This window comes from Actinomycetospora sp., assembly GCF_036497585.1.
Lineage (GTDB): Bacteria > Actinomycetota > Actinomycetes > Mycobacteriales > Pseudonocardiaceae > Actinomycetospora.
In genome coordinates, this window is sequence record NZ_DASXJD010000134.1 from 1 (window position 1) to 24,973 (window position 24,973).

Below are 24,973 nucleotides of genomic sequence, written 5' to 3' on the forward strand. Positions count from 1 at the left end.
TCGATCGCGCCCAGTGCGCGTGGCCCGACGGTCGCGGCAGCCTCACACATGCCCGAGGCCGACGTCGGACCGGGCTCCGTCCCACGCGATCCGGGCCGAAAGCGCCCGAAGGCGGCAGCCCGGCGGGTCCGCGCGGCTCTGTGGGGGAGGAGCACCTCCGGTGCGCGACCGCGCTGGGCCGACGGGGCGGCGGCGGGACGGGCGGCGCCGTCCCCCGGCCCAGGTGGCGCGGTCACGGTGCGGCAGCCGACCACCCGGACGGGGGGTCACTCGCGCGCGCCGGGGGCGCCGCGAGGTCCGCCCGACGGGGTCCGGGCCCAGCTACAACGTCGTCCACGAGGCGCTGGGAGGGAGCCGGGCCGATGACCGCCACGCCGATCTTCGATGACCTCACGACGTGCGACCGCGGGGTGCCGGGCGAGACTCGTCGCACCGACGGCGGCGGCATCGTCGTGAGCCGGGCCGCGCGCCCCTCCCCGGTCCCACGACGCCCCGCGGGCCCGCCCCCGGACGACGCCACGGCGTTCGGGCAGGGGTGTCTCGACGAGCCGCCAGACCCCACACCGGTCGACGGGGCGCCTCCCGGCGACGGGGACCTGCCCCGCCTGGTCGAGGCCGCCCGCCGGGAGGTGGAGGTGCTCGGCCACGGCCGGGTCGGCACCGAGCACCTGCTGCTCGCCGTCGTCCGCGCCGGCCGACCTGGCGCTCGTCCTGCTCGACGCCGGGCGCTCGGCCCGGCTGCTTGCCGACCTCGGGATCGACCGCGAGGACCTCCTCGATGTCCTGGCGCGCGAGGACCTCGACCTGCCCGAGGTGCCGCCGGTCCGGGCGGACGTCCGCCCCGCGGTGCCGGCCCCGACCCCGGTGGGCACGCTCGCGCCGGTCGCGCTGATGCTTCCGGGATCACCCGAGCCCGCCGGCTCCGGGGCGCAGACCGCGGCCCTGCGGATCGGGCCGCCGGCCCGACGGGTGGCGCGGGCGCGCGCCGTCCTCGACGTCTGAGGACGGCCTCAGGCCTCCTCACGCCGACGGCCCGCGCGGGGCAGCGAGCGCACCAGCGGCAGCACCCGGGCCGGCACCCGCTCGGTCAGCGAGATCTCCGACTGGGTGCGCTCCACGCCGGGGGAGGCCAGCAACTGCTGGATGACCCGCTCGAGGTGGGCGTTGGAGTGCGCCACCACCCGGCACCACAGGTCGCCGTCCCCGGTGATGCTGTGCGCCTCGACGACCTCGGGCACCGAGGCCAGGTGGTCGGCCACCGCGTCGAGCCGGCCCTGGGCGATGTGCAGCGTCACGAACGCCAGCACCCCGTACCCGAGCGCGGACGGTGACACCCGCGGGGCGAACCCGGTGATGACCCCCGCCTCCTGCAGCCGCACGAAGCGCGCCTGCACGGTGCCCCGCGCCACCCCGAGGGTGCGGGCGTGCTCGCGCAGCCCCACGCGGGGGCGCTCGAGCAGCGCCAGGAGCAGCGTCCGGTCCAGGTCGTCCAGCGTCACCGCCACACCTCCGGTGAACGGTCGTCCCGGAGCTGGACCAACGGACCAGGTCGGACGACTCATCGACCCCCGGAATATACCAACGGCTCAACATCATGACATCGCGCTGGACCACTGGTGAGTAGCTCTCTAGCTTTCGCGTCCATCCGAGCAGTCCTCGCACGCTCATCGCGCGGGGGTCCGGACCGGAGACCCCGGCCCGTGGCCGCCGCCGTCGCCAGATCGGAGGTCGCCACCATGACCCTCGACATCCCGCGCACCCGGCCCGAGCCCGTCCGGTCCACGCCCCGCCGGCCGGGCGGGACGCTCCGCGATCGCTACACCGACACGGACGGCCGCGTGCAGCTCACCGGGGTCCAGGCCCTCGTGCGGCTGCCCCTCGACCAGCGCCGCGCCGACGCCGCCGCCGGGCTGCGCACCGGCGGCTACGTCTCGGGCTACGAGGGCTCCCCGCTGGCCGGCTACGACCTCGAGCTGCTGCGCACCCGGGACCTCCTCGACGCGCACGGCATCGTCGTCGCCCCCGGGCTGAACGAGGAGCTGGCGCTCACCGCCGTCCAGGGCACCCAGCTCGCGCCCGCCACCGGGGCCCTGCGCGACGACGTCGCCGACGGGATCACCGGCTACTGGTACGGCAAGGCGCCCGGGCTCGACCGCGCCACCGACGCCCTGCGCCACGCCAACCTCGCCGGGACGTCCGCACACGGCGGGGCCCTCGCGATCGTCGGGGACGACCCCGCCGCGAAGTCATCGTCGGTGCCCTGCGCCTCGGAGGCGGCGCTCGCCGACATGGCGCTGCCGGTGCTCTACCCGGCCGACGTGCAGGACGTTCTCGACCTCGGCCGCCACGCGGTCGAGCTCTCCCGGATCTCCGGCTGCTGGGTCGGGCTCAAGATGGTCACCGCGGTGGCCGACGGCTCCGGCACCGTCGCGGTCGGGGCAGACCGCGTGGTCCCGGTGGTGCCCGACCTCGAGATCGACCTGGGCGAGCGCAGCGACGGGAGGGCGGCGAGCCGGCCGTTCCACCACGAGCCCCACGCCAAGCTCCTCGGCCCGCGTCTGGGCCCGCTCGAGCGCGACCTGCACCGCGCCCGGCTCGTCCTCGCCCGCCGCTACGCGGCCGCGAACCGGCTGGACACGATCGTCGGGACCGGCCCGGCCCGCGTCGGGATCGTCGCCGCCGGCAAGAGCTGGCTCGACCTCCGGCAGGCGCTGCGCTCCCTGGGTCTCGACGACGACGAGCTCGCCGCCCGCGGCGTGCGCCTGCTGCGCGTGGGCATGCCCTGGCCGCTCGAGCCCGGCGTCGTGGACCACTTCGCCGACGGGCTCGACGAGATCGTCGTCGTCGAGGAGAAGCGCGCGTTCCTGGAGACCCAGATCAAGGAGCGGCTCTACGGCCGCCCGGGCGCCCCCGCGGTGCACGGCAAGACCGACCCGACCGGGGCTCCGCTGTTCGCCGTCCACGGCGACCTCGACCCCGACGCGGTCGCCACCGGCGTCGCCCGCCGGCTGCTCGCGCAGTCGGGACCGGGATTCCCGTCGGTCGCCGTCTGGGACGAGCGCCGCCGCGGTCGTCGCACCCGCATCGACCTGCCGATCGCGGGCGCGAGCCGGCAGCCGTTCTACTGCTCGGGCTGCCCGCACAACACGTCGACGACCTCCGCCCCCGAGGGCTCCCTGGTCGGCGCCGGCATCGGCTGCCACACCATGGTCATGCTCATGCCCGAGGGCCAGGTCGGGGACGTCACCGGCCTGACGCAGATGGGCGGCGAGGGTGCGCACTGGTTGGGCACGCAGCCCTTCGCCGACCCCGCCAAGGCCTCGCACTGGGTGCAGAACATGGGCGACGGCACCTTCCACCACTCCGGGAGCCTCGCCATCCGCGCGGCCGTCGCCGCCGGGGCGCACATGACGTTCCGCCTGCTCCACAACGGCGCCGCGGCGATGACCGGCGGGCAGGACGCCGTCGGCGCGCTCCCCATGCCGGCGCTCACCCGCGTGCTGGCCGACGAAGGCGTCGCGCGGGTGATCGTCACGACCGAGGACGTCTCGCGCTACCGGGGTGTGCGGCTGGCGAAGGGCGTCGTCGTCTGGGACCGGGCCCGGATCGAGGAGGCCCAGGAGGTCCTCGCCGCCACCCCCGGCGTCACCGTGCTCATCCACGACCAGGAGTGCGCCGCCCAGAAGCGGCGCAAGCGGAAGCGGGGCACGCTGCCCGACCCGACCACGCGCGTGGTGATCAACGAGCGGCTGTGCGAGGGCTGCGGCGACTGCGGGCAGACATCGAACTGCCTCTCGGTCACCCCCGTCGACACCGAGTTCGGCCGCAAGACCCGCATCCACCAGGCGTCGTGCAACAAGGACTACTCCTGTCTCGACGGCGACTGCCCCGCGTTCACCGTCGTCGAGCCCGGCGCGGGACCGAAGGCGGTGGCCCTCGCGCCGCTGGGCGCCGACGCGCTGCCGACGCCGGCCCGGACGGTGCCCGACGACGCCGTCGTCCGGCTCGCCGGGATCGGCGGCACCGGGGTCACGACGATCTCCCAGGTCCTGGCCGCCGCGGCGCGGATCGACGGACGGCCGACCCGCGGGCTCGACCAGACCGGGCTCGCGCAGAAGGGCGGCGCGGTCGTCTCCGACGTCAAGCTCGGCGACGCCGAGGTCGCCGGGCGCGCCGCGGAGGGGGAGGCCGACCTGTACCTGGGGGCGGACCTGCTCGTCGCCGCCGACCCGGCGTACCTGGCGGCGGCCTCACCGGTGCGCACCGTCGCCGTCGTGTCCAGCGCGAAGATCCCGACCGGGGACCAGGTCGTCGACCCGGGCGTCGACTACCCGCCCGTGGACGCCGTCCTCGGGCGGATCCGGTCCTCGGTGCGCGCCGACGTCGGCGCGGTCCTCGATGCGCGGGCGCTCGCCGAGGCCCTGTTCGCCGACGACCAGTTCTCACTGTCCCTGCTGCTCGGGGCCGCGTTCCAGCTCGGGGCGCTGCCGCTGTCCGCGCAGGCCGTGGAGGCCGCGTTCGACCTCAACGGCGCCGCCGTGGAGCGCAACGTCCAGGCGTTCCGGCGCGGTCGGCAGTCGGTGGCCGACCCGGCGTCGTTCGCGGCGGTGGTGGAGTCGGTGACCCGTCCGGCCTCGGACGGTGTGCCCGGGCTGACGACGGCGGGGGCGGCGGCCGCGTCGGAGATCGTCGTGTCGGTGGGCGCGCCCGAGGGGTCGGAGCTGGCCCGGCTCGTGGCGCTCCGCGTCCCCGAGCTGGTCGCCTACCAGGACGCCGCCTACGCGCGGTCCTACGCCGAGGTGGTCGCCGGCCTGGTCGACGGGCGCGCCGAGCTCGCCGAGGCGGTCGCGGTGGGCCTGCACAAGCTGATGGCCTACAAGGACGAGTACGAGGTGGCGCGGCTGTCCACCGACCCGGCGTTCGACGCGGGCGTGCGGGCGGAGTTCGGCGCCGACGCGAGGATCTCCTGGAAGCTCCACCCGCCCTCGCTGCGGGCGATGGGCCTGCGGCGCAAGCTCACCCTCGGGCCGTGGTTCCGCCCGGCGTACTCGACGCTGCGGGCGATGCGTCGGCTGCGGGGCACGCCGCTCGACCCGTTCGGCCGGGCCGAGGTGCGGCAGGTGGAGCGGGCGCTGGTGGCGGAGTACCGGGCGCTCGTCCCGCGGCTGGCGGAGATGGCGGCGGACGGGGAGGTCGAGCGGGCCATCCGGATCGCGGCCCTGCCGGACATGGTCCGCGGCTACGAGGACGTCAAGCTCGCGAACGTGGCGCGCTACCGGGAAGCGCTAGGTGCCGAAGGCATGTGAGCACTTTCTGGGGCTATGACCCCAGAAAGTGCTCACGAGCGCGGAGCGCACCCGGCGAACTCGAGCCAGCGGCGGCGCATCGCCCGGCCGAGGGGCTCGACGTCGTCGTCCCAGGAGGCCCCGGCGAGCATCGGTGCGTCACGCCAGGCGTCGCGGGTGCCGAACAGGAACGGCAGCTCGATCGCGTGGCACGCCCCGAGCCCGCTGTCGGGGGCGCGCCAGGAGAACCGGTAGGTGCTCACCGTGGTGCCCGCCGCCGCGGCGCGGGTCGCCAGGCGCTGCGCGGGGGCCTCGAACACCCGCCGGGTCAGGACGCGGGAGCCGAGGCCCACCAGGGTCGGCAGGCGCGCGGAGAGCCGGCGCAGGGGTGGGGCGATCTCGATGAAGGTGTTCGCCTCGTCGGCCGTCGACCCGATGATCATCGGGTGGCCGGAGTGGGCGGCCGCGACCCAGGGATCGTCCGCCGGCACCCCGACCAGGGGCTCGACGCCCGCGATCGGCGCGAAGGCGGGCGCGGAGTTGACCCCGCCGGGCCCGGCGTGGCGCACCATGGCCCGCTTCTGGACCCGCAGCAGCGTCGGGACGTCGACCGTGCGGGGGTCCGCGCCGGAGCCGGCGATCTCACCCAGGGCGTCCTGCACGTAGCCGGCCACCCTGGCAGCCGACCGTTCGGTGCCGAGCCCGAGACCGAGCTGGCCGCTCTGCAGAATCACCCGGGCGAAGAGCGGCCGGTAGCGGGGCACGCTCATGAGGCAGGCGATGGCGTGCGCGCCCGCCGACTCGCCCACCAGCGTCACGGCGTCCGGGTCACCGCCGAACGCGGCGACGTGGTCGCGGATCCAGTGCAGCGCGGCCGCGAGGTCGAGCATGCCGAGGTTGCCGGGGGACACGCCGTCGCGGCGCAACCACCCGAGCACGCCGAGCCGGTAGCCGAGGCTCACGGTCACGACGCGGCCCTCGCGGACCAGGCGTGCGGTGTCGTACCAGGCCAGCGAGGCCGCGCCGATGACGTAGGCGCCGCCGTGGATCCAGACGAGCACCGGCAGGCCGTCGCCGGGGGCGGCGTCGCGCGGGGCGCGCACCGTCGCCGTCAGGCAGTCCTCGGACCGGCCGAGGAGGTCGGCGTCGGACGGGCCGGCGATGGCGTCCATCCGCGACGCCAGCTGCGGGCACTGCGGCGCGGGCGTCACGGCGTCCCGGACGCCCTCCCAGGGCGCCTCGGGCTCGGGGGGTGCGAAGCGGGCGGCGCGGGCGTAGCGCAGGCCGAGGAACTCGACGACGTCGCCATCGGCGTGCACCCGGCCGCGGACGGCCCCCGAGGGGGTGTCCACGACCACCGGCTCCAGCGCCGTCGACGTCACCCGCGGCGCCCGTCGTGGGCCTCGTGCCCGGCGTGCTCCCTGGTCGGGATGCGGGAGGTGTGGGCCTCGTCCCCGTGGCCGTCCTCGCCGTCGTCGCCCTCGGCCTCGTCCGCGGCGTCCCGGTCGGCGTCGGCCTCCTCGGCCTCCCGCGCCCGCTGGTCGGCCTGGTAGCGCTGGTAGGCCATCTCCTGGTCGTCGTAGCCGGTGCCGTCGTCCTGGTCGGCGGGGGACGGCTCGTAGTCGAAGTACTCGGTGAACTCGGCGTCGAGGATGTCGTCGTCGTCCTGGTCGTACGGCGTGTACGCCCGGGTCTCGTGCTCGGTCGCCCGGTGCTCGGCGAGGGCGTCGTCGACCAGGTCGGGGTCGTCGGGGACGAGCGGCTCCTCGTCGGGGTGCGACTCCTCGTAGGCGAGCTGCTCCCGCGTGCGCTGCGCGAAGTAGAGCCCGCCGCCGGCGATCACGCAGAGGCACCCGAACACGGCGAAGCCGGCCGAGTGCAGGAGCAGCGCGGCGAAGAGCCCGCCGAGCCCGAACACCGCCCAGGCGATCGCGACGATCACGAGCTTCGGGACACGCCCGTCCCCGGTGGAGTACCCGAGGGGGCCACCGAGGTCGTCGGGATCGCCGGCGTGTGTCATGTCGTGAAGCCGGCCTTCTTGGCCCGCTCCAGCGAGGCCTCGACCTCCTTCTCGGCGGCCGCCCGCCCGACCCACTCGTGGCCCTCGACCTGCTTGTCGGGCTCGAGGGCCTTGTAGACCTCGAAGAAGTGCTGGATCTCCATGCGGTGGTACTGGTCGAGGTGGTGGATGTCGCGCAGGTGCTCCAGGCGCGGGTCGTCCACCGGCACGCACAGCACCTTGTCGTCGCCGCCGGCCTCGTCGGTCATGCGGAACATGCCGATCGCGCGGCTGCGCACGAGGCAGCCGGGGAACGTGGGCTCCTCGACGAGGACGAGCGCATCCAGGGGATCGTCGTCCTGCCCGAGCGTGTCCTCGATGAAGCCGTAGTCGGCCGGGTACTGCGTCGCCGTGAAGAGCGTCCGGTCGAGGCGCAGCTTTCCCGAGGAGTGGTCGAGCTCGTACTTGTTGCGGCTGCCCCGAGGCACCTCGACGAACACGTCGAAATCCACGCGCTGCTCCCGTCCGGTCACCGATCGTGCGGGGACCCAGTGTGGCGTGGACGACGCCGGACGGCCAGCCCGCCGCGCGCGTGACCCGTCGGAATCAGGGATGTGCGGCCGCGACGGCGCGACCGAAGCGCGCGCCGAGGTCGGCCGCCTCGGGGCGGACCGCCGGGTCCAGCAGGTTCGACCCCGGTCCGGCGAGGAAGTCCTCGTCGGGTCCGACGAGGACCACCTCGGCACCCGTGGTGCGCCCCTCGGCGAGCTCATCCGCCAGTCCACGCATGCCACCGACGCTCGGTGCGAGCATCGGGGCCACCACGACGATGCGGTCGTGACCGGCGGCCAGCTAGGCGTGGGCGAGGGAGGCGACCCCGCCGTCGATGTACACGCGGTCGCCGATGGGCACCACGGGCCAGACGCCGGGCACCGCGCAGCTCGCCGTCACCGCGTCGTCGAGTGCGACGCCGGTGTGGCCGTCGAAGACGGCGACCTCGCCGGTGTGCGCGTCGACCGCGGTGATCCGCAGCGGGACGTGGGGCCACTCGTGGACCGGGAGCCGGGCCGAGACCGTCGAGCCCCGGCCCGGCGCCCCGTCGGGCTCCACCTCGCGGGCGAACTCCCCGGCGGCCCGCCGCGCCGCGAGCGGGTCCGGGGTCAACGCCAGGACGCCGATCTCCCAGGCGATCCCGGCGACCCCGCCCCCGGCGAGGACCAGGGCCGTCGTCTCCGTCCGGCCTGTCTCCGACCGGGCTGCGCTGCCGTCCCCTCGCGTCACGGCGGGGCCCGCTAGTCGCCGGGGTGTCAGGCCTGCTTGATGGCCGAGATGTCGAACTCGAGCCCGACCTTGTCGCTCACCAGCACGCCGCCGGTCTCGAGCGCGGCGTTGAAGGTGATGCCGAAGTCCTTGCGGTTGATCGTCGTGGCGCCCTCGAAGCCGGCGCGGATGTTGCCGAACGGGTCCTTCGCCAGACCGCTGAACTCGAAGTCGACGGTCACCGGCGCCGTGACGTCGCGGATGGTGAGGTCGCCGGTGATGCGCCAGACGTCGTCGCCGGCCTTCTCGACCCGGGTCGAGCGGAAGGTGATCTCCGGGTAGACCTCGACGTTGAGGAAGTCCTCGCTGCGCACGTGGCCGTCGCGCTGCTCCTGGCTCGAGTCGAAGCTCGCCGCCTGGATGACGATCTCGGCCTGCGACCCGGTCGGGTCGCCGTCGTCGATGCTGGCGGACCCGCGGAACTCCCCGAACTGACCCCGCACCTTGGTGACCATCGCGTGGCGCGCGGTGAAGCCGATGCGGCTGTGCGCCGGGTCGATCTGGTAGTCGCCGGCGAGGGTGAGTGCCGGGGCGGCGGTCTCGGTCATGGTGTCCTCCACGCTTGAAGCGTCAACTGACTGTCATTGTCGAGCGTAGCACCGTCGCTTCAAGCTTCAACGGTTCGACCTGTGGGCGCCGTCACAGTGCGGCAGGTGGATACCGGCGGGGAGGGCGTCAGGAGGCGGTCGGCAGCGGGTCGCCGACGACGACGCTGCCCGACCACCGCTCGCGCAGCGCCCGGGCGAACGTCTCGGCGCCCACCCCGAGCAGGTGGATCACCAGGCGGTCGCCGGCGAGGCCGCTCGCGCTCGTCGCGAAGCGCGCCACCGCCTCGACCTCCCAGGCGCGGGCGCGGATCGGGACGACGACCCGCACGCGGGTGGTGGCCAGCAGGACGGCCAGGGCCTGGGCGGTGGTCGGCCAGTGCCGGGCCCGGGGCGCTCCGGCTCCGGCGGTGGGCACGACGACGGTCGTGGCGCCGGCGCGCTCGGCCTCCCGGGCCTCGTCGAGCATCGCGTCGAGGTCACGGCTGCCGCCGGCTGGGTCCACGAGACCGTGGCGGACGGGGTCGAGCGCCACGGTGCGCGCGACGGGCGTGGCCGCACGGTCGGTGGTGATGCTCATGATCGGGGCTCCTCGGCGGAGGGAGGGTCGGGAGGACGGCGCGCGAGGGCGACCGGGACCCGGGAGCGCTGCACCGGAGCGGTGGGCGGCCGACCGGGCCGCGGGAGCTCGGACGGGCGCGCGTCGGGGCGCGATCAGCCGAGGGGGCGACAGAACTCGTCGAACGCGTCGAGGCGGCGGCTCGGCCAGAACCGCTCGAGATCCTCCCGCGACGACGCCACACGGCAGTCATACACCGCGGCCGCGCGGCCGGGCCACCCTCGCGTGGCCCAGGTCCCACGGTCCGGCGTCGCGACGGCGCCGGCGCCCTACCGTGGCGCGGTGATCCGCTCCGCCGTCCTCGACGAGATGTCGCCACGCGACCTCTACGACGTGCTCGCCCTGCGGGTGGCCGTGTTCGTCGTCGAGCAGGAGTGCGCCTACGCCGAGCTGGACGGTCGGGACGTCGAACCGGGCGCGGTGCACTGGTGGAGCCGCGACGACGACGGCGCGCTGACCGGATACCTGCGGGTGCTCGTCGAACCCGGCGTCGGCCACCGCGTGGGACGCGTCGTCACCCCACCCGCCGCGCGGGGGACGGGGGCCGGCGCGACGCTGATGCGCGCGGCGCTCGCGACGCTGCCCGGCCCGGTGGTCCTCGGCGCCCAGGTCCGGGTCCGCGGCTTCTACGAGCGCCTGGGCTTCGCCGTGTCCGGCCCCGTGTACGACGAGGACGGCATCCCGCACGTCCCGATGCTCAGGGGGTCCACAGGCGCCGTTCAGGAACAGGGTGGATCGTCGACCATGTGCTGACCGTCCTGTTGTTCCTCCTCGTCGTCGGTGGCCTGATCGCGCTCGCCGTGTCGCGCCGGTCGCCGCGCTCGGTCGGGGCGGGCGTGCCCGCCGGTGGCGCCGGCTCGGGAGCGGCCGACGTGGACGCCGAGGCCGAGGCCCGTCGCTGGTACGAGCGCCTCGGTGGTCAGGTGCTCTCGCTGACCGGCACCGACGAGCCCTCCCGCCAGGCGCTCGCCGACGCCTCCGAGCGCTACACCGCGGCCGGCTCCCAGCTGGCCTCGGCATCGACACCGGGGCAGTACCGCCTGGTCACCGACACCGCGCTCGAAGGTCTGCACTTCGTCCGCGCCGCCCGCACCGCGATGGGGATGGACCCGGGCCCGGACCTGCCGTTGACCTCGGACCGGGCGCGGGCGGGGGAGCTCTCCGGTGATCGCAGCGTCGACGTCGACGGCCGCCGGGTCACCGGGTCGCCGAACCCGTCCTCGCAGAACTCGCACTACTACCCGGGCGGCACGGTGGCCGGGCGGCCGGTCGCCGCGGGCTGGTACTCCGAGCCCTGGTGGAAGCCGATGCTGCTCGGCGGCATGGGCGCGGTGGGCGGTGTGCTGCTCGCCGACGCGCTGTTCTCCGGGTTCGGTGGTGGGTTCGGCGGGGGTTTCGACGGCGGGTGGGGCGGCCCCGGGTTCGACGGCGGCGGCTGGGACGGCGGTGGGTTCGACGGTGGCGGGTTCGACGGTGGGGGATTCTTCGACAACTGGTGACGGTTCACCGACGTCGAAGGTGCTCTTGACCCATCGCTGACCTTCCCCGGATCGACCGGCGAGATCCGATACCCCTGATTTCTCGGAGTGATTACCCGACTACGCTCCGGCGTCGCCTCGGGCGGAGCGGCCGCCCGGCGTCGGGGAAGGGGGACGCGCCATGCGTCCGACAAGCACGCTCCGCACGAAGATCGGTGTCGCCCTGGGGCTGGCCGTGGCGGCCTCCCTCGGGAGCGCGGGGGCGGCGAACGCCGCGCCCACACCGACGCCGACCCCGGCCGCGGGGGCCGACGGCGCGGCACCGGCCGGCGCCCACCACGTCGCTCGCCCCGCAGGGGAGAACGCGGCTGGGCAGAAGGCGGCCGGGCCGAAGGCGGCCGGGCCGAAGGCGGCCGGGCCGCAGGCCGGGGGCCAGCGCGCCGCCGGTGAAAGGGCCACGGGCGACGAGGCGGTCGGGCAGCGCGCCGCGCGGCACGAGGCGAACGGTGCCCGCGAGGCCGGCGCCCCCCAGGCCCACCGCGCTCAGGCGCCGGCCGCCCACCGGGCCGTCCCCGCCGCGAACCGCTAGTCACCCACCGGAGAGGTTCGGTCGATGACGGGGACCGCGACGGGCCGGTGCGAGGCGGCGTCGGTGTCGCTGCGCCGGCCTGTCGCGGGCTTCTGCGTTGTCCCGGCTGCCCTGTCGTGGGGATTCGCAGCGACAAGTCGCGGCGGCGAGTGCTGGAGGTCGCGACAAGGGCCCGGGGCGGGTCCGGGATCGGCGAGCCGCTCGGCCGGACAGTGCTGGAGGCCGCGACATGGCAGGCCCAGGCAGGCCCGGGGCGGGGCCGGCGAAGCGGCCCAGGAACGAGAACGGCGCCGGTGACCCGGAGACCGCCCGCAAACCCCATCGAGGTCGCCGGTGTCAGGTACCGGCAGTAACACGAACCGCGAGACCCGCAGCGGACTCGTACCGTGGTATGACGTGGGTTCCCCTGCATCGGCCTGGACGATCGACCGTCTGGCCTCCCATGCCGGGATGACGGTGCGCAACGTGCGGGCCCACGCGTCCCGCGGCCTGCTCCCGCCGCCGCGGATGCAGGGCCGCACCGGCTTCTACGGGGCCGAGCACCTCGCCCGCCTCGAGCTCATCACCCACCTGCAGTCCGAGGGGTTCTCGCTCGCCGCGATCGAGCGGCTGGTGGAGGCGACGCCCAACCAGACGGCCGAGCGGGCGCTGTCGCAGTACCTCGAGATGCTCATGCCCTGGCAGGCCGAGCCGCCCGTGGACATGGCCCGCGAGGAGTTCACGTCGTGGATCGGCGTCGAGCAGTCGGACTTCGACCTGCTCGTCGGGGCCGGGCTGGTCGAGGACCGCGGCGACGGCGAGATCCGGGTGCACAGCCCCGGCATGGTGCGCGCCGGGGCGGAAGCAGTCCGCCTGAGGATGCCGCTCGAGGAACTCCTCCGCACGCGGCGCATGGTGCTCGAGCACGTCACCGACGTCGCCGACAACTTCGTCGACCTCTTCCGCCGCACGGTCTGGCGGGACTTCGTCGAGGACGGCCTGCCGGCCGACCGGTTCGACGAGATCCGCGACGTCGTGGGCAAGCTCCAGCCGGTCGCCGCGCAGACCGTGATCTCGGCGTTCCGCGAGACGATGCCCCGGGCGGTCGGCGACCTCGTCCGCGAGGCGTCGGCCATCCTGGGCGACGACGAGCGGCCGGATCGTCCATGACATCCCGCGATGTCATATGACATCGCGGGATGTTTCGATGTGACCCCCATCGGTCAATCTCGGCCCACGTGCCCCGGCTCAGCCGGGTGGACGTGTTTCCGACGACGAAGCGGAGGCGACGTGGACGAAAACTCGGCAGGGCTTCCTCGCCCGGTCCAGCGGCTGCGTGCGGCCGCCGCGCGGTTCACGACGCCGCTGCTCCCCGACGACTACCTGACGCTGCTCAATCCGCTGTGGTCGGCGCGTGAGCTGCGGGGCAAGGTCGTCAAGGTCGTGCAGGAGACCGAGGACGCCGCGACGCTCGTCATCAAGCCGGGCTGGGGCTGGTCGTTCGACCACCAGCCGGGTCAGTACGTGGGCATCGCGGTGCAGGTCGACGGCCGCTTCCACTGGCGCTCGTACTCGCTGACCTCGCCGCCCAAGAAGGACGCCGGCCACCTCTCGGTCACGATCAAGGCCCAGCCGGAGGGCTTCCTCTCGCAGCACCTCGTCCGGGGCGTCGCGCCCGGGACCATCGTGCGGCTGGCTCCGCCGCAGGGTGACTTCGTCCTCCCCGAGCCTCCCCCGAAGAAGATCCTCTTCCTCACCGCGGGCAGCGGGATCACGCCGATCATGGCGTTCCTCCGGACGCTCGACCGGCGCCGGACCATGCCCGACGTCGTCGTCATGCACTCCGCGCCCGACCCCGAGCACTTCCTGTTCTCCGACGAGCTCGCCGACCTGGACAACCGCTACAGTTCGGTCCAGGTCATCCGCCGCCACACCTCGGAGGACGGTCACCTCGACCTGCACGACCTCTCCGAGGTCTGCCCCGACTGGACCGAGCGCGAGGCCTGGGTCTGCGGCCCGAACGCGATGCTCGACGACGCGGAGGAGGTCTGGGAGGAGGCCGGCCTCTCCGACCAGCTGCACGTCGAACGGTTCTCGGCGAACCTCGCGGGCGGCGAGGCCGAGGGCGGCACCGTGACGTTCTCCCAGTCGGAGAAGGAGGTCGAGGCCGACGGGGCGACGACGCTGCTGGAGGCCGGTGAGTCGGCGGGCCTCCAGCTGCCCTTCGGGTGCCGCATGGGTATCTGCCACACCTGCGTCGTGCCGCTGCGCTCCGGCACGGTCCGCGACCTGCGCGACGGCACCGAGCACCGTGCCGACGGCTCCGGCGGCCAGAGCTGGGACGCCGTCAAGATCCAGACCTGCATCACCGCGGCGGCGGGCGACTGCGTCGTCGACGCCTGAACGACCGACCGACCGACCATCAACGAGGGGAGTCCGGAATGGCCATTCGGGACGTCAAGGAGTTCGCCCACCTCAGCCAGGAGGACGTCGAGGCGCTGGGGCGCGAGTTCGACCAGATCCGGTCCGACATCGAGGAGTCACGCGGCGACTCCGATGCCGCCTACATCCGCCGGCTGATCACCGTGCAGCGCCGGCTCAACGTCGCGGCCCGGGTCGCGATGTTCGGCTCGAACCGGAAGGCGCTCTGGGCGGCGGGCGTCGCCATGCTCTCGGTGGCCAAGATCCTCGAGAACATGGAGATCGGCCACAACGTCATGCACGGCGAGTGGGACTGGATGAACGATCCCGAGATCCACTCGTCGACGTGGGAGTGGGACAACGTCTGCCCCGCCGACCAGTGGAAGCACTCCCACAACTTCCTGCACCACACGTACACGAACGTCATCGGCAAGGACAAGGACGTCGGGTACGAGATCCTCCGCGTCCGCTCCGACCAGCCGTGGCACCCGTACTACCTGGTCCAGCCGATCGTGAATACCGTGCTCATGCTGTTCTTCGAGTACGGCGTCTCGCTGCACGACCTCGATATCGAGGGGCTGCGCAAGCAGCAGATCGAGGACCCGGAGGAGTTCAAGCGCAAGCTCGCCGACATCGGGCGCAAGCAGGCCCGCCAGATCGGCAAGGACTACGTGCTGTTCCCGGCGCTGACCGGCCCGAACTTCGTGCCGACCGCCGTCGGCAACTTCACCGCCAACCTCATCCGCAACATCTGGTCGTACGCGATCATCTTCTGCGGGCACTTCCCCGACGGCGCCGAGGTGTTCACCGAGGAGGAGCTGGAGAACGAGACGCAGGGCGAGTGGTATCTGCGCCAGCTGCTCGGGTCGGCCAACTTCACCGGCGGCCGGCTGATGCACATCATGTCGGGCTCGCTCGGCTACCAGATCGAGCACCACCTGTACCCGGACCTGTGCTCGAACCGGTACCCGGAGATCGCCGAGCGCGTCCGCGCGCTGTGCGAGAAGTACGAGCTGCCCTACACGACGGGCCCGTTCCCGCGGCAGTTCTGGCAGGCCACGCGGTCGATCTGGCGGCTCTCGCTGCCGGCGAAGAAGCTCCGCGAGGCGAACCTGCGGCGCCAGGAGCTCGGTCTCCCGCGTCCCGGGGCGGCGAAGTCCACGGGCCCCGACAAGATGGAGACCCCGCAGCGTCCGCCGATGCCGACGAACACCCCGGGGATGCCGGCCGATTCGGCCGACAGCTGACGCTTCGGCCACACCCCCCTCCCGCGCCGGAAGCCGCTGGCTACCGTCGGGAGGCGTGACGGCCGGTACGCCGAGCGATGCGCCCGGGCCCGCGGAGGACTCCGCCGCGGGCCCGGCGTCGCATGCCTCCGACCACCCGGCCGAGGCGCCCAGCGACGTCGCCTTCCGCACCAAGGCGATCGTGGGCGCGCTCATCGTCGCCTCCAACCTCGTCGGTGCCGGCCTACTGGTCGGGCTCGCCGGGTGGGTCCTGCCGTTCCGGGCCCTCGTTGCCGACGAGGCGGAGGCGCTGCGGGTCAACCTGATCCTCTTCGCCGTCTACGCCCCGGTGGGCGCCGCGATGGCGTTCGCCTTCGGGTGGTCGTGGATGCGGATCCCCGAGGCGCCCGGGCCCGGCGCCACCGACGCCGACCGGGAACGCCACCGGCGCCGCGCCCGGCGGGTGGTGCTCCGCGCGCCGCTGCGCCTCGGGGTGGTGCAGTCGGTGCCGTGGGTGTTCGGCGTGGTGCTGTTCACCGCGGTCGACGCGCACTGGTCGGCCACCCTGGCGGCCGCTGTCGCCGCCATGATCGCCCTCGGCGGGATCACCACCGTCACGGTGGCCTATCGCATGACCGAGCTCGCCCTGCGCCGCGAGGTCGCGCGGGTGTTCGTGCTCGAGCCACCCAGCGGGAGCGGCATGCCCGGCGTCGCGCTGCGCTCGCTCGGGACGTGGGTGATGGGCACCGGGGTTCCGCTGCTCGGGGTCGTCATCGCCGCCGGGACGTCGCTGGTCTACGTCGACTACTTCACCGTGACCCGCCTCGGCCTCGTGACGCTGGTGCTGGCGCTGATGGCGCTCGCGGTCGGCTTCCTGGTCACCGCGCTGACCTCCACGTCGCTCGCCGCCTCGGTGCTCGCGGTGCGGCGCGCGCTGCGGCGCGTCGAGGACGGTGACCTCGACGTCACCGTCGAGGTCACCGACACCACCGAGCTCGGGCTCCTGCAGTCCGGGTTCAACACGATGGTCGCCGGGCTGCGGGAGCGGGATCGGGTGCGCGAGCTCTTCGGGCAGCAGGTCGGCGAGGACGTGGCCGCCGCCGCGGTGGCGGGGGAGTTCGAGCTCGGCGGCGAGGTGCGTGAGGTGGCGGTGCTCTTCGTCGACCTCATCGGCTCCACGCAGCTGGCCGCCACGCTGCCACCGACGGAGGTCATGACGCGGCTGAACCGCTTCTTCGCCGAGGTCGTCGACGTCGTCGAGGGGCACGGGGGCTGGATCAACAAGTTCGAGGGCGACGCCGCTCTCGCCGTCTTCGGCGCCCCCACCGACCACGACGACGCCGCGGGCGCCGCGCTCGCCGCCGCCCGCGCTCTCGCCGAGCGGCTCGACCACGGCCAGGTCGCGATCGACGCCGGGATCGGCGTCTCGGCCGGCGAGGCGGTCGCCGGCAACATCGGTGTCGCGCGGCGCTACGAGTACACCGTGATCGGTGACCCGGTGAACGAGGCGGCGCGGCTCTGCGACGTCGCCAAGACGACCCCCGAGCGGGTCGCGGTGTCCGGGTCGGCCCTGGAACGGGCCGACCGGACCGAGGCCGACCGGTGGCGGGTGACCGGCGCGCGGCGGCTGCGCGGCCGGGAGGCCGACACCGAGATCGGGGTGCCGACGGCGCGGGACGGCCGCCGCGAGGGCCGCGACGCCGCCGACGCGCCCGAAACGGCACGGTCGGGGGTCACGCGCGGTTAGGGTGGCCGCTCGTGACGAGTGCGGGGGCGACACCGTCGGTTCGGCGCACGCAGCGCTTCGTCATCTGCGGCGACAACCTACTCACCCTGCGCATCGTCGAGGCGCTCCGGCGCCAGGGCAGCACCGCGTCGGAGATCGTCGTGGTGGTCGCCGACCGCACCAACCGCTACGTGCCGATGATCGAGGCCGCGGCGGGGGTGCGGGTGGTCGAGGGTGGACGCTCCGACGACGACCGCACCTTCCTCGCCGCCGGGGTGCGCGGGGCCACCGCCGTCGCGCTCGTCGACCGGGAGGACGTCACCAACATCCACCGCGCGCTGCGGGTGCAGGAGATCGACCCCGACGTCCGGCTCGTCGTGCGGCTGTTCAACACCCGCCTGGGCCGGCGCATCGAGCAGATCCTGCCGACCGCGACGGTGCTCTCGGTGTCCGAGACGGCCGCGCCGTCGTTCGTCAACCAGGCCATCGGCCGCAACACCCGCCAGCACGTGCGGGTGCCCGACCGCACGTTCGTCGTGGCCGGGCGGCGGGAGGTCCGTGGTGAGGCAGTGGTGTGCGGGCTGGCGGCCAACTCGCAGCTCGGGGCGCGCGGCGGTCCGCTGCTCCTGCCCGACGCGGCCGGCACCGCCGACTTCGTGCTCGCCGTGGCCGAGAACCGGGCCCGCGCGACGGACCAGCTGTCCCGGCCCCGCACCGAACGCGTCCGCAACGTCGTCGACCGCCTCGTCCTGCGCCTGCGCGGCACCCTCACCCGCCGCCTCGCGCGGGCGACGCTCGCCCTCGTCGGGCTGTTCATCCTCGGCACGGTGGCCTTCGCGACGGCGGGCGGCTACGGCCTCGGCGACGCGATCTACCTGGCCGTGCTCGACTCCGCGGGCGCCGCCCAGCCCGACACCGGGGCCAGCGTGGCGGTGCGGGTGATCCAGGGGTTCGTCACCGTCGTCGGGATCGCGATCATCCCGCTGGTCACCGCCGTGGTCGTCGAGAGCGCGGTCAGCGGCCGCGTCGTGGGCGTCGCGCCCCGGCGGATGCCGCGCCGTGACCACGTCGTCGTCGTGGGTCTGGGCAACGTCGGGACCCGCATCGTCACCACGCTGCGCGACCGCGGCGTCCCGGTGGTCGCCGTGGAACGCAGCGACGACACCGTCGGCGCCTCCGCGGCGGCGCGTGCGGGAGTCCCGGTGGTGCTCGGGGACGCCACGCGGGAGCGGGTGCTGCGTGAGGCCGGCGCGGAGGACTGCCGCGCCCTGGTCGCCGTGACCAGCGACGACGCGACCAACCTGCAGGCCGCGCTGGTCGGGCGCTCGGTGCAGCGCTCGGTGCGGGTGGTGCTGCGGCTGCGCGACGACGACCTCGCGGCCCGCGTCGGGCGCAGCATGGACGCGATCTCGCGGAGCGTCTCCTACGTCGCCGCGCCGGTCTTCGCCGCCGCGCTGCGCGACGGACAGGTGCTCGCGACGATCCCGGTCGGGCGCCGCATCCTGCTCATGGCCGAGGTGACGGTGGGGCGGGCGTCGTTCATGGCGGGCCTGCCGGTGGGTGCGCTGGTGGAGACCGGGGCGGTGCGGGTGGTCGGGGTGTACCGCGGCGCCGGCCCGGACGCCGTGCTGGAGCTGCCGCCGCGCCCGCGACGCCGTCTCAAGGTCGGCGACCGGCTGCTGGTCGTCGCCACCCGCGGCGGGCTGGGCACCGTGCTGGAGCGCTGCGCGTCCCGGTCGGTCCGCGTCGGGACGGCGCCGCCGACCCCGCGCGCGGTGCTGCCGCGGGACCGATCGGACGGCATGCTGGCCCCGTGATCCTCGCCGGTGGCCTACGGCCTCGTGAGCACTGATCCGTCCTCGAGGGCGGATCCGTGCTCACGAGCGCGAAGCGCACCTATGCGACACCCTCCGGGGACGCGCCGCTGACCTCGACGTGGTCCGCGGTCAGCTTCTCGATCTCGGCGAGGTCGTCCGTCGAGAGCTCGACGTCGACGGCGGCCAGCGAGCGCTCGATGTTCTTCTCCGAGCGGGCGCCGACGATGGCGACGTCGATGCCGTCCTGGGCGAGCACCCAGGCGATCGCGAGCTGGGAGACCTCGATGCCCTTGTCGGCGGCGTAGTTCTTCAGGCGCTCGACGACGGCGAGGTTGGTGCGGAACTTCTCCCCGGAGAACGCCGAGGCCTGGGCGCGCCAGTCGGAGTCCTCGAAGGTGGTGTTCTCGTCCATCGTCCCGGTCAGCAGCCCGGAGCCGAGGGGGGAGTAGACCAGCGTCCCGATGTCGTGCTCGCGGACGTAGGGCAGCACGTCGGACTCGATCCCCCGCCGGAACAGGTGGTACGGCGGCTGGAGGGTCTCCACGGGACGTCGGCGGTCGAACGCGGCCATCTGGCGCTCGTCGAAGTTCGAGACGCCGACGTGGCGGATCTTCCCCTCGTCGACGAGCTCCTGCAGGGAGCCGGCGGTGTCCTCGAACGGCGTCTGCTCGTCCGGCCAGTGGATCTGGTAGAGGTCGATGTGGTCGATCTTCATCGCCTTCAGCGAGGACTCGACGCCGGAGCGCAGGTACTCGCGGCTGGAGTCACGCGGGGCTGTCGCTGCCCGGGTTGATGCCGCCCTTGCTGGCGATCACCACCGAGTCGCGGTCGTGGTCGAGCTGGTGGCGCAGCGCGGAGGCCAGGACCTCCTCGGCCTCGCCGAAGCCGTAGGCCTGGGCGGTGTCGAAGAAGTTCACGCCGAGGTCGAGGGCGTGGCGGATCGCGCCCTGGGCCTGCTCGACGTCGTAGGAACCCCACTCACCCGAGACCTGCCAGGTCCCGAAGGCGATGCGGGAGACCTCGAGTTCGGTCCTGCCAAGTCGAGTGGTCCTCATGCCGATCGGCTACCCGGGCCTCGCGCGCGTCATCGCGTGCAGTTCGGCACAGTCAGGGCCCGTGCGCATCCTCGTCACCGCCCTCGGTGCCCCCGGCCGCGTTCCCGCTCGTCCCGCTCGCCCGCGCCCTGCACGACGCCGGGCACGGCGTCACCTTCGCCACCGGTCCCGACCTCGCGTCCACGATCGCGACCTCCGGGGTCCCGACGACGGTGGCCGGTCGGCCGGCGATGGAGGCGTTCCGCGAGGTGATGGTCGAGCGCGGGCTGACCGAGCGCCCCTCGGAGCAGGAGGTCATGCGGGACGTCGCCAGCGAGGTCTTCGGGGCGGTCATGCCGCGCTCGGTGGCCGGCGACCTCGTCCCGCGGCTGCGCGACGACACCCCCGACCTCGTCGTCGCCGAGGTCGGCGATCCCGGCGCCGCCCTCGCAGCCCGCGCCGCGGGCGTCCCCTGCGTGCTGCACTCCTTCGGTCGCCGCCCCTCGCCGGTCGCGCCCATGGGGGTGACGGCGGGCCCGCGTCTCGCCGCGGTCGCCGAGGAGCTCGGCGTGCCGCTCGCCGAGGGGGACGCGCTGGGGCACGCCTACCTCGACATCTGCCCGCCCTCGCTGCAGGAACCCGGGTCGGCCGCCCACCTGCAGGGCGCGACCGAGCTGCCGCTGCGCCCCGTCGGCTGGAACCCGCCGACCCCGTTCACCCCGCGGCACCTCAGCGGCCGCCGCTGGGTGCTGCTCACGCTCGGGACCTCGTTCGGCGAGGCCGGGGTGCTGCGCACCGCCCTCGCCGGGCTGTGGGGGCTCGACGTCGACGTGCTCGTGGCCACCGGCTCGGTGGACGCGGGCGAGCTCGCGTCCCTGGAGGGCCCGGGCGTCCAGGTCGAGCCGTTCGTGCCGCAGGCGGACCTGCTGCGCGGGGAGGTCGAGGGCGTGGGCGCCCCGCCGGCCCTGGTCGTGCACCACGGCGGCAGCGGGACGACATTGAGCTGTGCGGGCGCGGGCGTCCCGCAGGTCCTGCTGCCCCAGGGCGCCGACCAGTTCTTCAACGCCCGGGCCGTCACGACGGCGGGTGCGGGCGTGGCGCTGCTCGGCGACGAGGTCACCGGCGAGGGCGTGACCGCCGCCGCCAGGCGGGTGCTCGACGACGGGGCCGAGCCCGCGGCCGCCCGGGCCCTGGCCGCCGAGGTGGCGGCCCTGCCGTCGCCCGACGAGGTCGCGGCGGGCGTCGGGCGGTGGGCCGTCCCGCGTCAGCCCGCGATGTAGGCCTCGAGCTGGTCGCGGTGCGCCTCCAGCTCGTCGAGGCGGGTCTTGACGACGTCGCCGATGCTGACGATCCCTGTCAGCTTCCCGTCCGCGACCACCGGGACGTGCCGGATGCGCCGCTGCGTCATGACCCCCGCGAGCGCGTCGACCTCGTCGTCGGCCCCGCACGTCGTCACGGGCCCGGTCATGATCGAGGAGACGGTGTCGGCCAGGAGCCCCGCCCCGCGGTGGTGCAGGTGCCGGACGACGTCGCGCTCGGAGACCATCCCGACCACCGCGCCGTCGTCGCCGACGACCACCGCCGCGCCGACGCCCCGGGCCGCGAGCGCGGTGAGCAGGCCGGTCACCGGGGTGCCGGGCTCGACGGTCAGGACCCCGGCGGGTTTCGCGGCAAGGACGTCACGGATGCGCATCGTCGACTCCTCCGTCAGGCGGTATGTGATGACGGTCTCACGCAGCGCGCGCGCCGGGAAAGGGTTCGGTCGGGGCTTTCGTCGCCGCGGGCCGGGAGGGCGACGCACTATCGTCGGCGGGGTCGAGACGACGGGAGGACGTGCGATGGTCGGCATCGTCGAGGTCAGTCCCCGCGACGGGCTGCAGAACGAGCGCGCCGTGCTGGAGACCGACGCCAAGGTCGAGCTGATCACCCGGGCCATCGCGGCCGGGGCCCGGCGCATCGAGTCCGCCTCGTTCGTGCACCCCAAGCTGGTGCCGGCGATGGCCGACGCCGAGGCGGTCATGGACCGCGTCCCCCGCCCCGAGGGGGTCTCGCACATCGGGCTGGTGCTCAACCGCCGCGGCTACGACCGCGCCGTCTCCGCCGGCGTCGACGAGGTCAACGTCGTCGTGCCCGCCTCCGACGGCTTCGCCAAGGCCAACCAGAACTCCACCACCGAGGCGCTCACCGCGACCGCCGAGGAGGTCCTGGCCGAGGCCGCCTCGACGGGGCTGTTCGCCACGGTCACCATCGCGACCTCCTTCGGCTGCCCGTTCGACGGCGAGGTCGACCCCGGGCGCGTGGTGGAGGTGGCGCGCCGCTCGGCGGCCGCGGGCGCGAAGGAGATCGCGATCGCGGACACCATCGGGGTCGGGGTGCCGACCCAGGTCCGCACCCTGCTCGACGGGGTCCGCGAGGTCGCCCCCGACGTGATCACCCGCGCCCACTTCCACAACACCCGCAACACCGGCTTCGCCAACGCCGTCGCCGCGTACGAGTGGGGCGTGGACTGGCTGGACTCCTCCAACGGCGGCATCGGGGGCTGCCCGTTCGCCCCCGCCGCGACCGGCAACATCGCCACCGAGGACCTGGTCTACCTGCTCGAGCGCATGGGCGTACCGACCGGGCTCGATCTCGACGCGCTGCTCCCGATCGCCGGGTTCCTCTCCGACCAGCTCGGCTACCGCGTCCCCGCCCTGCTGCCCCGCGCCGGAGCCTTCCCGGGCTGACCCGGACCGCCTGCTGACCGTCCCCGGGTGGGCGAGGATGGGGGCATGGCCGACATCCCGAGCCCCGCCGACCCGCGCGAGACCAACACTGCCGGCAACCCGCTGCTCGAGCGCGCCTACGCGCTGGCCGACGCGGAGGAGGCCCGGGCCCTCTACGACGAGTGGGCGGAGCACTACGACGCCGATCTCACCGACGAGTCCCAGGGCTATGTCGCCCCGACGGTGGCGGCGGAGACCGTCGCGCGTGTCGCCGGGGTGGACGGGGACATCCTCGACGCCGGCTGCGGCACCGGGCTGGTGGGCGTCGCGCTCTCCGATCTCGGGGCGCGGACGATCGACGGGGTCGACCTCTCGCCCGGCATGCTCGAGAAGGCCAAGGCGACCGGGGTCTACCGGCGCCTCGCCCCGGCCGACCTCTCGCGTGCGCTGCCCGCGCCCGCCGACTCCTACGACGTCGTCGTCTGCGTCGGCACGCTCACCCACGGGCACGTCGGGCCGGGGGCGTTCGGGGAGTTCGTGCGGCTGACCCGGCCGGGCGGGGCGATCGTCGCGACGGTCCTCGACGACATCTGGGACTCCGGGGGCTACCGCGCCGAGGTCGACCGGCTCGCGCAGATGGCCATGGTGGAGCTCGTCTCGACCGACCTCGTCGACTACCGGAAGGGCGCCGAGGTCGACGCGCGCATGGTGGTGCTCCGGGTCGGCTGACGCCTGTGCGTGCGTTTCCGCGTTCCGGCACGGAAACGCACGCACAAGGCGCTAGCCCAACGCGCTGGTGAGCTCCGCGCCGGTCTTCTCGCGGACCTCGTCCTCGGTCACGCCCTCGGCGAGCTCGCGCAGCACCAGCCCGTGCTCGGCCACGTCGATCACGGCGAGGTCGGTGATGATCCGCTGGACGACGCCCTGGCCGGTCAGCGGGAGGTCGCACTTCTCGACGATCTTGTGGGCGCCGTCCTTGGCGGTGTGCTCCATGAGCACGATGACGGTCTTCGCGCCGTGGACGAGGTCCATCGCGCCGCCCATCCCCTTGACCATCTTGCCGGGGATCATCCAGTTGGCGATGTCGCCGGTCTGCGAGACCTGCATCGCGCCCAGGATCGCGGTGTCGACCTTGCCGCCGCGGATCATCCCGAACGACAGCGCCGAGTCGAAGAACGAGGCCCCGGGCAGCGTCGTCACCGTCTCCTTGCCGGCGTTGATCAGGTCCGGGTCGACGTCGGCGTCGTTCGGGTAGGGCCCGACGCCGAGCAGCCCGTTCTCGGAGTGCAGCACCATGCCCACGCCCTCGGGGACGTAGTTGGGCACGAGCGTCGGCAGCCCGATCCCGAGGTTGACGTAGGAACCGTCGCGCAGCTCCTGCGCCGCGCGGGCGGCCATCTGCTCGCGGGTGAGGGTCACTTGTTCATCGTCTCCTGGGTGGTGCGCTTCTCGATGTGCTTGCGCTGGACTTCCTCGGGTGTCAGCTCGACGACGTGGTGCACGAAGATGCCGGGCAGGTGCACCTCGTCGGGGTCGATCTCGCCGGGCTCGACCAGTTCCTCCACCTCAGCGATCGCGAGCCGGCCGGCCATCGCGCAGAGCGGGTTGAAGTTGCGGCTCGACTTGTTGAACACGAGGTTGCCGTGCCGGTCGCCCTTCCACGCCCGCACCAGGGAGACGTCGATGTCCAGCGCGGTCTCCAGCACGTGGGGCTTGCGGACCCTGGTGCCGTCGGGCCGGGTCACCTCGAATTCGCGGACCTCCTTGGCCGGGGAGGTCGCGACGACGTTGCCCTCGGCGTCGTAGCGCCACGGCAGGCCGCCGTCGGCGATCATCGTCCCGACGCCGGCGAGGGTGTAGAACGCCGGGATGCCGGTGCCCGCGGCGCGCAGCCGCTCGGCCAGCGTGCCCTGCGGGGTCAGCTCGACCTCAACCTCGCCGCCGAGGTACTGGCGGGCGAACTCCTTGTTCTCCCCGATGTAGGAGGCGGTGACCCGGGAGATGCGGTGCTGCTCGAGCAGCACGCCCAGCCCCCAGCCGTCCACGCCGCAGTTGTTCGAGGCGACCTTGAGGTCGGAGACGTCGGTCCGGTTCAGCGCGTCGATCAGCACGATCGGCACCCCGGAGAGCCCGAAGCCCCCGACGGCGAGCGAGTCGCCGCTGGAGATGCCGGCCACCGCCTCGTCCGCCGACGCCCACACCTTGTCGATAGCGCTCATGTATCCCTCTC

At 74.1% G+C, this 24,973-nt stretch carries 26 protein-coding genes; 13 read left to right on the forward strand and 13 right to left on the reverse strand.

The window, feature by feature from the left end; all coding sequences use genetic code 11:
- The first annotated feature begins 813 nt into the window (after positions 1-813).
- Positions 814-1,002, forward strand: coding sequence for a hypothetical protein (locus VGH76_RS13185; RefSeq protein WP_331557135.1), 189 nt, complete (start codon positions 814-816; stop codon positions 1,000-1,002).
- Positions 1,003-1,010: 8 nt separating this feature from the next.
- On the opposite strand, the gene VGH76_RS13190 is transcribed toward VGH76_RS13185, so the two are convergent.
- Entirely contained in the window at positions 1,011-1,499 is a 489-nt protein-coding gene (locus tag VGH76_RS13190; protein WP_331557136.1) for an Lrp/AsnC family transcriptional regulator, read from the reverse strand.
- Positions 1,500-1,736: 237 nt separating this feature from the next.
- Here VGH76_RS13190 and VGH76_RS13195 point away from each other — a divergent pair, with 237 nt between their 5' ends.
- Complete coding sequence (locus tag VGH76_RS13195) at positions 1,737-5,306, forward strand: indolepyruvate ferredoxin oxidoreductase family protein (RefSeq protein WP_331557137.1); 3,570 nt, start codon at positions 1,737-1,739, stop codon at positions 5,304-5,306.
- Positions 5,307-5,338: 32 nt separating this feature from the next.
- On the opposite strand, the gene VGH76_RS13200 is transcribed toward VGH76_RS13195, so the two are convergent.
- The 7 genes from VGH76_RS13200 to VGH76_RS13230 all read right to left on the reverse strand — a co-directional run bounded on the left by VGH76_RS13200 (position 5,339) and on the right by VGH76_RS13230 (position 9,729).
- On the reverse strand, positions 5,339-6,667 hold the full coding sequence (locus tag VGH76_RS13200) for a carboxylesterase family protein (protein ID WP_331557138.1): 1,329 nt from the start codon (positions 6,665-6,667) through the stop codon (positions 5,339-5,341).
- Positions 6,664-7,305, reverse strand: a complete 642-nt coding sequence (locus VGH76_RS13205; RefSeq protein ID WP_331557139.1) for a hypothetical protein — start codon at positions 7,303-7,305, stop codon at positions 6,664-6,666. Before VGH76_RS13205 ends, VGH76_RS13200 begins: the two co-directional genes overlap by 4 nt.
- Positions 7,302-7,796: an inorganic diphosphatase gene (locus tag VGH76_RS13210; RefSeq protein WP_331557140.1), complete on the reverse strand. Its 495-nt coding sequence runs from the start codon at positions 7,794-7,796 to the stop codon at positions 7,302-7,304. Before VGH76_RS13210 ends, VGH76_RS13205 begins: the two co-directional genes overlap by 4 nt.
- Positions 7,797-7,890: 94 nt before the next feature.
- Positions 7,891-8,073, reverse strand: a complete 183-nt coding sequence (locus tag VGH76_RS13215; protein ID WP_331557141.1) for a hypothetical protein — start codon at positions 8,071-8,073, stop codon at positions 7,891-7,893.
- A 63-nt stretch (positions 8,074-8,136) separates the two neighbouring features.
- On the reverse strand, positions 8,137-8,565 hold the full coding sequence (locus VGH76_RS13220) for a patatin-like phospholipase family protein (RefSeq protein WP_331557142.1): 429 nt from the start codon (positions 8,563-8,565) through the stop codon (positions 8,137-8,139).
- Between the two features lie 26 nt (positions 8,566-8,591).
- A complete protein-coding gene (locus tag VGH76_RS13225; RefSeq protein ID WP_331557143.1) occupies positions 8,592-9,152 on the reverse strand; it encodes a YceI family protein in 561 nt (186 codons plus the stop codon).
- Between the two features lie 127 nt (positions 9,153-9,279).
- The gene (locus VGH76_RS13230) at positions 9,280-9,729 is read right to left on the reverse strand and encodes a hypothetical protein (RefSeq protein WP_331557144.1); all 450 of its coding nucleotides are present in this window, start codon (positions 9,727-9,729) and stop codon (positions 9,280-9,282) included.
- 321 nt (positions 9,730-10,050) lie between these two features.
- On the opposite strand from VGH76_RS13230, the gene VGH76_RS13235 reads away from it, so the two are divergent.
- The 8 genes from VGH76_RS13235 (at position 10,051) to VGH76_RS13270 (ending at position 19,004) form a co-directional block, all read left to right on the forward strand.
- The gene (locus tag VGH76_RS13235; protein ID WP_331557145.1) at positions 10,051-10,521 is read left to right on the forward strand and encodes a GNAT family N-acetyltransferase; all 471 of its coding nucleotides are present in this window, start codon (positions 10,051-10,053) and stop codon (positions 10,519-10,521) included.
- Entirely contained in the window at positions 10,515-11,267 is a 753-nt protein-coding gene (locus VGH76_RS13240) for a hypothetical protein (protein ID WP_331557146.1), read from the forward strand. Before VGH76_RS13235 ends, VGH76_RS13240 begins: the two co-directional genes overlap by 7 nt.
- A 160-nt stretch (positions 11,268-11,427) precedes the next feature.
- Entirely contained in the window at positions 11,428-11,835 is a 408-nt protein-coding gene (locus VGH76_RS13245) for a hypothetical protein (RefSeq protein ID WP_331557147.1), read from the forward strand.
- Positions 11,836-12,231: 396 nt separating this feature from the next.
- Positions 12,232-12,984 carry a MerR family transcriptional regulator gene (locus VGH76_RS13250; protein WP_331557148.1) on the forward strand — a complete coding sequence of 251 codons (753 nt, stop codon included), beginning with the start codon at positions 12,232-12,234 and terminating at the stop codon, positions 12,982-12,984.
- 120 nt (positions 12,985-13,104) lie between these two features.
- Positions 13,105-14,217, forward strand: coding sequence for a ferredoxin reductase (locus VGH76_RS13255; protein WP_331557149.1), 1,113 nt, complete (start codon positions 13,105-13,107; stop codon positions 14,215-14,217).
- Positions 14,218-14,255: 38 nt separating this feature from the next.
- Entirely contained in the window at positions 14,256-15,482 is a 1,227-nt protein-coding gene (locus tag VGH76_RS13260) for an acyl-CoA desaturase (RefSeq protein WP_331557150.1), read from the forward strand.
- A gap of 55 nt (positions 15,483-15,537) precedes the next feature.
- Positions 15,538-17,208, forward strand: coding sequence for an adenylate/guanylate cyclase domain-containing protein (locus tag VGH76_RS13265; protein WP_331557151.1), 1,671 nt, complete (start codon positions 15,538-15,540; stop codon positions 17,206-17,208).
- Positions 17,209-17,219: 11 nt separating this feature from the next.
- Positions 17,220-19,004: an NAD-binding protein gene (locus VGH76_RS13270; RefSeq protein ID WP_331557152.1), complete on the forward strand. Its 1,785-nt coding sequence runs from the start codon at positions 17,220-17,222 to the stop codon at positions 19,002-19,004.
- Between the two features lie 79 nt (positions 19,005-19,083).
- On the opposite strand, the gene VGH76_RS13275 is transcribed toward VGH76_RS13270, so the two are convergent.
- Together VGH76_RS13275 and VGH76_RS13280 are read right to left on the reverse strand one after the other, a co-directional pair.
- Positions 19,084-19,752 (reverse strand): aldo/keto reductase, encoded by a 669-nt coding sequence (locus tag VGH76_RS13275; RefSeq protein WP_331557202.1) that lies wholly within the window; start codon positions 19,750-19,752, stop codon positions 19,084-19,086.
- A 16-nt stretch (positions 19,753-19,768) separates the two neighbouring features.
- Positions 19,769-20,059 carry an aldo/keto reductase gene (locus tag VGH76_RS13280; RefSeq protein WP_331557153.1) on the reverse strand — a complete coding sequence of 97 codons (291 nt, stop codon included), beginning with the start codon at positions 20,057-20,059 and terminating at the stop codon, positions 19,769-19,771.
- A gap of 86 nt (positions 20,060-20,145) precedes the next feature.
- Between VGH76_RS13280 and VGH76_RS13285 the strand changes: the two genes are divergently transcribed.
- Entirely contained in the window at positions 20,146-21,318 is a 1,173-nt protein-coding gene (locus tag VGH76_RS13285) for a glycosyltransferase (protein WP_331557155.1), read from the forward strand.
- On the opposite strand, the gene VGH76_RS13290 is transcribed toward VGH76_RS13285, so the two are convergent.
- Complete coding sequence (locus VGH76_RS13290) at positions 21,303-21,731, reverse strand: CBS domain-containing protein (protein ID WP_331557156.1); 429 nt, start codon at positions 21,729-21,731, stop codon at positions 21,303-21,305. The genes VGH76_RS13285 and VGH76_RS13290 overlap by 16 nt on opposite strands.
- 145 nt (positions 21,732-21,876) lie before the next feature.
- Between VGH76_RS13290 and VGH76_RS13295 the strand changes: the two genes are divergently transcribed.
- On the forward strand, positions 21,877-22,764 hold the full coding sequence (locus tag VGH76_RS13295; RefSeq protein ID WP_331557157.1) for a hydroxymethylglutaryl-CoA lyase: 888 nt from the start codon (positions 21,877-21,879) through the stop codon (positions 22,762-22,764).
- A gap of 45 nt (positions 22,765-22,809) precedes the next feature.
- Positions 22,810-23,472: a class I SAM-dependent methyltransferase gene (locus tag VGH76_RS13300; RefSeq protein WP_331557158.1), complete on the forward strand. Its 663-nt coding sequence runs from the start codon at positions 22,810-22,812 to the stop codon at positions 23,470-23,472.
- 51 nt (positions 23,473-23,523) lie between these two features.
- Here the strand turns inward: VGH76_RS13300 and VGH76_RS13305 are convergent, their stop codons facing one another.
- Together VGH76_RS13305 and VGH76_RS13310 are read right to left on the reverse strand one after the other, a co-directional pair.
- A complete protein-coding gene (locus VGH76_RS13305) occupies positions 23,524-24,162 on the reverse strand; it encodes a CoA transferase subunit B (RefSeq protein ID WP_331557159.1) in 639 nt (212 codons plus the stop codon).
- Positions 24,159-24,962, reverse strand: coding sequence for a CoA transferase subunit A (locus VGH76_RS13310; protein ID WP_331557160.1), 804 nt, complete (start codon positions 24,960-24,962; stop codon positions 24,159-24,161). The genes VGH76_RS13305 and VGH76_RS13310 overlap by 4 nt, the downstream gene beginning before the upstream one ends.
- Positions 24,963-24,973 lie beyond the last annotated feature (11 nt).